The following is a 6,765-nucleotide window of genomic DNA, read 5'->3' on the forward strand; positions in this document are numbered from 1 at the left end:
ATCACTTGCGCGTCAAATTCGTCAAAGCCGCGACTACGACTACGGGATGACCTGTGAGCTCCGCGAGGCCCTCTCAGTGCGAGTGGTCGGCATACTTGAGTGCCGAAGGCGTTTCCACACAGCCTCGGCCGCATCCTGCCACACCTGCACCAAAGCCATCGGGCCCAAAGCAGACCTAGCTCAACTCTATTTTCGCGACGCGAGAAGCGTGCCGTCCGCCTTCGAACACGCCGTCAAGGAAGGCATCCGCTATGTCGATTGCGGTACCCGCGCCGATGACTCTCGCGCCGAGGCAAAGGACATTGGTATCGTTGTGCTGCCGTGACATACGTGCGCTCAGCGGCTCGCTGCACACGACGGCGCGGACGGCTGCGTGCCGATTTGCAGCAATCGACATTCCCACGCCAGTTCCACACACAAGGACCGCACGCTCAATCTCGTTGGACTCAATGGCGCGGCCAACTGCATGTGCGAAATCGGGGTAGTCGCAAGAGGCGCTCGCGTCAGTTCCGAAATCTCGCACAGCGATGCCGCGACCTTGCAGTTCCGCGACGAGGGCGCGTTTCAACTCCAGGCCGGCATGGTCAGACGCGACGCCTAATTGCTTCGTCATGTTGTTTCTCATAAGGCAAACCAATGTTTGCTACTGGCCGACTGTAGCCTGTCGTCCGCTCGGCACTATGAGCCCAACCAGGTCGTTCGGCTGCGCGGAGAATTCGCACCAGCGCCAGGCCAGGCCAGGCCAGGCCAGGCCAGGCCAGGCCAGCATGGGAGTGGAATGTAACAATCATGAAACTTCCGAACTGCTGGGGACATTCTCATCCGCGCGATCTCTCCTAATTTTTCATGCTTCCGGGAACGGTGCATTCCATTCGCGCTGATTTTCATGTTCTGGCTCATGGCCGCACCGCCGGTGCTGGCCGTCACTGCCCACGATGGCATCGATGAGCCCTTCAGGCTCGGCAACAGCGTCGAAGTCCTGCGCGACACCGAGTCGCAATGGAGCACCGAAGACGTGCTAGCGGGCCGGCATGACGCGGCGTTCGTCCCGGCCGGCCCCGGTCCGCTCGGATGCACGAATGGCACCGTGTGCTGGGTCCGGTTTTCGATCGCGCGGACCCTGGACGCGCCCTCGCTTTGGTGGTTGCGCATCCGGGCGCTCCGGCCCGGCGAGGTGGCTCTCTATGAGCCGACGACGACGCCGGGCCGCGCGCAGGCGGCTCAGGTCGGGCGGCAGTTTCCACTCAGTTGGCGCTTCGTCAGCACCGACCTGTTCTTCGAGTTGCAGCAGCCGCAGCCCTGGGCCAGCTACTACCTGCGATTGGCCGACACGCCGCACGCGGACGGCTTCTCGCTCTGGCAGCCTCGCGGCTTCGAGCGTCAGCAGCGCCAACTGGCGACCTATCTGAACACAAGCATGGGCGTGGCCTTCGCGCTCATGATGATCAACCTGGTGTTCTGGCGCTGGCTGCGCGATGCGCTGTTCCTGCACTTTGCCTTAGTGATGTTCGTCGCGGTGCTGCTGCACGCCTGGCAAACGGTGCCTGCGCTGACGATCGACGAGCAGATGGGCGACCTGAACCTGCGCGGCGCCCTGCAATGCCTGCTGCAGGCCGCGACCGCGCTGTTCACCGCGCGTCTCTTCGACTACCGGGTTCATGCGCCCTGGGCGGCCCGCACGGCGAAGGCCTACGCGGTTTTCAACCTGCTGGCCGGCGCGGTCTCGCTGGCCGGCCACTACGCGGCGATCGAACCCTGGACCGCGATGCTGGAACTACTGTCGCTTTCCGCCGCCATGGGCCTCGCGGGCTGGCTGCTGTTCGTCAAGCGCCAGCCCCAATACGTCTGGCCTGCGGCGCTGATGTCGGCGCTGTCGTTCTCGAGCGTGCTCGGCCGGCTGCAGTGGCTCGGGTGGATGCAGTTGGGTGCCGACGTCCCGCTGGGTGCGTCGTGGGCCGCCGCGCGCCTGTTCTACATGCTGCTGCTGGCGATCATCGTGGCCGATCGCACGCGCCGTGCCGAACTCGAAGTGCGAAACGCGCGCCGCCGCGCCCTCGACGATGCGCTGCGGGTCGAGCGCGAGCTGGAAGCCAGAATCACCCAGCGCACGCACGAACTCGGCGCGAGCAATGCCCGGCTGGCCGATGAAGTCGAACGCCGCAGCGACGCGGAAGCCAGCCTGCAGGTGGCGCTGCAGTCCGAAAGAAAGGCGCTGGGCCAGCAGCGGCAGTTCGTCGCGCTGGTGTCGCATGAATTCCGCAATCCACTCGCGGTGATCGATGCCGCCGCGCAGTCGATCGGCCTGCCCGGTGTCGAGACGCAGCCGCGCGCCGTCAAGATCCGCCGCGCCGTGCACCGGCTGGCACTGCTGGTCGACAACTGCCTGGCCGAAGAGCGCTTGCACGCCGATCGCCTCAAGCTGCGTATCGAGTCGCTCGACCTGTGCGTGCTGATCGAAGGATTGATCGAGCCCCTTGGTCCGGCCGACCGTGGGCGCCTGGCGCTGAACCTACAGGCCGGCGCGGCGCCGGTGTACGGCGACCCGGCCCTGCTCGACATCGCGCTGCACAACCTGGTGCAGAACGCGATCAAGTACTCGCCGCCGGAGCGCGAAGTGCGCATCACGCTGCGGATCCTCGGCCGCGAGGCCTGCATCGACGTCGAGGACCACGGCGAAGGCATCCGGCCCGAGGACCAGCCGCGCATCTTTGAACGCTTCTTCCGTGGAACGACCTCGACCAAGGCGAGCGGCACCGGCCTCGGACTGTTCCTGTGCGATGAGATAGCGCGCAGGCATGGAGGTGCCGTCGAGTTGCTGCGCTCCGATGCCCGGGGCTCGACGTTTCGCCTCCGAATTCCTTTGCAAGCTAACCCATGATGACCATCGAATCGACCCTCCCTCTGCGCGTCTACCTGGTGGAGGACGATGAGGATTTGCGCGAGGAAATGGTGCTGCATCTGGCCCGCGCCGGCTTCGAGGTCCAGGGCCTGGCCGACGCACCGGCCTTCTACAAGGCGCACGCGCTTGCCCGCTGCGACGTTGCCGTGCTCGACATCGGACTCGAGGGCGAGAACGGCCTGTCGATTGCCGCGCAGCTGCGCGCCTCGGGGCCCTTTGGTGTCGTCATGGCCAGCGCCCGGGGCGCGGTGCAAGACCGCATCGACGCGCTGCAGCAGGGCGCCGACGTCTACATGGTCAAGCCGATCCACATCGAGGAGTTGGTGGCGACGATCCGGATGCTCGGCAGCCGCGTGCGCGCCGTGGCGCCACCGTTGAATCCACCCGCGGCAGCGCCGGGCTGGCTGCTGAAGGAAGGCGACTGGTTGCTGTGCGACCCGGCCGGCCGGCAGTTGAAGCTCACCACCATCGAACGTGCTTTCACGGCGCAGCTGTTCCAGGCCGAAGGCGCCGTCGTAAGCCGCGACCAACTGATCGAGAGCATCGGCGGCAACCCGCAGGAATTTGATCCCAAGCGGCTTGACGTGGTCGCCAGCCGGCTACGTCGCAAGGCCGGTCAGGCGGGCCTGTCGCTCCCGCTGCACACGGTGCGGGGCGAGGGATTCCAGTTCGTGCGCCCGGGCCGCAAGGAGCCCGATGAAAGTTTCTGACACTTTCTGAAAGGAACCGATGTTGACGCGATCCGCCTGATTGCTGACAGTCGCCGGGCCTGCATCTGGATGTCACTTGTGTTTCTCGATGCGTTCGAGAGCTTTTCATAACCAGGTGGAGTCGATTGCAGTGAACAGGTCTTATCGGTTGGTGTGGAATGGCGCGCTGGGCGCCTGGGTTGCGGTGTCGGAGGTGGCGCGCAAAGGCGGAAAAAGCAGCCCGCGCGGGTTGGTTGTCGCGGCCGTGGCGGCCGTGGCCCTCATGAGCGGAACCGCGAACGCGGCTGACATCGTCTTCAAGGGCCTGAATGTGATTCAGCCCATGAACGCCGCGTCGAATTGGGTAGGGGGCGTGCGCCCCGACCTGGGCGACCGCGGCGTGGTGTCTGGCACGGCGACTTCGATCAACACGGGCGGCATTTCGCTCGGTGCCCTTTGGATCACGAGCGGCGCGGCGGTGATCCGCTTCAGCCAGATCGGTTCCCCGATCTCGTTGGCCGGCCTTGACGGCGTTGGCATTCAGTCGGACTCCGCCACTCAGATTCTTCTTCCCACAAGAATCAACCTTCTCGGTGATCTCTCCTTCCGGGCAAGCAATACGGCAGGAGGGGGCTTCACTTTCCCGACCATCAACGGTGGGCTGACTTCAGGCATCTACCTGGGAAACCATACGCTGACGCTCGATCCGGTCAACGCGGCGAATGTCATGCGGGGACTCGAAAGCGTCGGCGTCTTCGGCACCGGGAACGTCATCAAGACCGGCGCGGGGACGTTCAGCTGGTACAGCGCACCCGACAACCCCGGTTATCGCACCTCGATGCTGCAATACACCGGCTACACCGACATCCGCGAGGGCACCTTTGCTCTCACCGGTATCTCCAGCCTGCTGAACTCCAGCCGCGTGAACGTCAACGGCACGCTCGACATCTCGGGCACGGCCGACGGGCGCTATGACACCATGGGCACGCCCGGCGGCAGCAGCCTGCGTAACCTGACCGGCGCCGGGCAGATCGTGTTGGGGGCGCGCAACCTGCACCTCGCGGCCGGGCAGAGCGACTTTGCCGGCACCGTCAGCGGCACCGGCGCGCTCGTCGTCGAAGGCGGCGAGGCTACGCTGCGCGGTGCCAGCAGCTACAGCGGCGGCACGCAGCTCAAGAGCGGTCGCCTCAACGTCGGGCACAATCAGGCCCTGGGCACGGGCGAGTTGGCCATGGGCGACGGCACTATCCTCGGCTTCGTCACCGACGGCTTGACCCTCGCCAACAACATCCGGCTCACGGGCACGCAGGACCCGGTGATCGACACCGGCGCGTTCAACGAAACGCTGTCCGGCGTCATCAGCGGCACCGGCTTCTTGACCAAGGAGGGCGTCGGCGAGTTGACCTTGAGCGGTGCCAACGTCTACACGGGTGCCACGAACGTCGCTGCAGGCACCGTGCGCGCGGGCACCGCCAACACCTTCAGCGCGGCCTCGGCGCACACGGTGGCCGCGGGCGCGGTGCTTGACCTCGCCGGTCACAATCAGACCATCGCGGCGATGACCAACGGCGGCACCGTGTCGTTGCCGGGCGGCACGGCCCGCACAACCCTGACAGTGAACGGTCCCTGGGTCGGACAAGGCGGTACGCTGAACGTGGCCCTTGCGTCGGGCAGCGGGGGCGTCGTCTCGGACCGGCTGGTGCTCAACGGCGCAACGGCTACGGCCAGCGGTCGCGCCACGGTGCAGGTCGGCAATCAAGGGGTCCTGGGCGCGATGACTACGGGCAACGGCATCGAGGTCGTGAGCGCGCTGAACGGTGCCACCACCACGGCGCAGACCGCGAAGGACGCCTTCAGCCTCGCGGGCGGGCGCATCGATGCCGGCGCCTTTGAATACCGCCTCTACGCGGCCGACGTCGATGGCACCGGCGAAAACTGGTATCTGCGTTCGGCGACGGGCGCTGTGGCCCCTGCCGTCCCGGGAACCCCGCCCCTCACCGTCCCAGTGCCGACCTACCGGCCCGAAGTTCCGCAGTTCGCCGCGTTGCCCGAGCAACTGCGCCAGGGCAACTTCGTGATGCTCAGCAACCTGCACCAGCGTGTGGGCGATGAGTCGGGCGCCGGTGCGCAGCGCCAGGCCTGGGGACGCATCATCAGCACCGACCGCACCGTGAGCCAGACGGGTGCCGTGAGCCCGAACAGCGAAGGCCGCCTGAACGGCTTCCAGGCCGGGACCGACCTGTGGGTCAATCCAAACTGGCACACGGGCGTCTACGTCGGCCAGCTCGACGGCAACATGAGCGTTACCGGCTTCGCGCGCGGCGTCGCCAACCTCGCGGTGGGCAGCAACGACCTGCGCAGCCAGTACTTCGGCGCTTACGCGACCTGGCGCAACGGAGGCGGCTTCTATGCCGACACGGTGCTGCAGGGCGGTCGCCACCGCTACGACGTGTCTCCGCAGCTCGCGCTGGCGAGCCATGGCAAGGGCGACAGCCTGCTCGCCTCGGTCGAGGTTGGGCAAAGCTTCCAGATCGCTCCGGGCTGGGCTCTCGAACCGCAGCTGCAGTTGATGCACCAGCAGGTCGATCTCGACGATGTCGCCATCGCCAGCGCCACGGTGCAGCAGAACAACTACAACGGCTGGATCGCACGCGTCGGCCTGCGCCTGAAGGGCGACATGACTACCGCCGCCGGTGTGCTGCAGCCCTACGGCCGGCTGAACGTCTACAGCAGCAGTAAGGGCACCGACGTCTCGCGCTTCATCGGCCCGGGCGGCTTCGCCGACATCGCCACCAGCACCGGCGGCACCAGCACGGAGTTGGCCGCGGGCGCGACGCTGGCACTGTCGAATATCACCAGCCTCTACGGCGAACTCGGCAAGCTCTGGGCCTCGGGCGGTGGCGCACGCGCCAGCAGTGGGATCAACGCCAGTGTCGGGATGAAGGTGCGCTGGTAGACCCGTTGCCGATCACGGGCGGTCGCGCGGTCTGGGCTGCTCCAAGACGTGCCTTGAGGCGGCTCGATTGGGCGACCCACGGGAAGGTCCGGTCTTGGCCGAGGCTGTGTGGAAACGCTTTCGGCGCTCCAGTAGCCGAGCATTGCGTTGCGAGGGCCACCGCTAGCTTCGCAGGCCATCCAGTAGCCGTTGGCGGGCACGAACGGATTTGAAGCCAGCGG

Annotated in this window: 4 protein-coding genes; 3 read left to right on the top strand and 1 reads right to left on the bottom strand. The window is 66.3% G+C overall.

The genetic code is table 11. The features are described 5' to 3' along the window. Positions 1–175 precede the first annotated feature (175 nt). Entirely contained in the window at positions 176–625 is a 450-nt protein-coding gene (gene rpiB, locus N8A90_RS25265) for a ribose 5-phosphate isomerase B (RefSeq protein ID WP_316044043.1), read from the bottom strand. Between the two features lie 261 nt (positions 626–886). Between rpiB and N8A90_RS25270 the strand changes: the two genes are divergently transcribed. From N8A90_RS25270 to N8A90_RS25280, 3 genes are all read left to right on the top strand, one after another. After that, entirely contained in the window at positions 887–2,878 is a 1,992-nt protein-coding gene (locus N8A90_RS25270; RefSeq protein WP_262078041.1) for a sensor histidine kinase, read from the top strand. Then, positions 2,875–3,609, top strand: a complete 735-nt coding sequence (locus N8A90_RS25275; RefSeq protein WP_262078042.1) for a response regulator transcription factor — start codon at positions 2,875–2,877, stop codon at positions 3,607–3,609. The genes N8A90_RS25270 and N8A90_RS25275 overlap by 4 nt, the downstream gene beginning before the upstream one ends. 76 nt (positions 3,610–3,685) lie before the next feature. Further along, positions 3,686–6,544 carry an autotransporter outer membrane beta-barrel domain-containing protein gene (locus N8A90_RS25280; RefSeq protein WP_316044044.1) on the top strand — a complete coding sequence of 953 codons (2,859 nt, stop codon included), beginning with the start codon at positions 3,686–3,688 and terminating at the stop codon, positions 6,542–6,544. Positions 6,545–6,765: the final 221 nt, after the last annotated feature.

It is taken from the genome of Variovorax sp. N23 (assembly GCF_025486315.1).
Lineage (GTDB): Bacteria > Pseudomonadota > Gammaproteobacteria > Burkholderiales > Burkholderiaceae_C > Variovorax.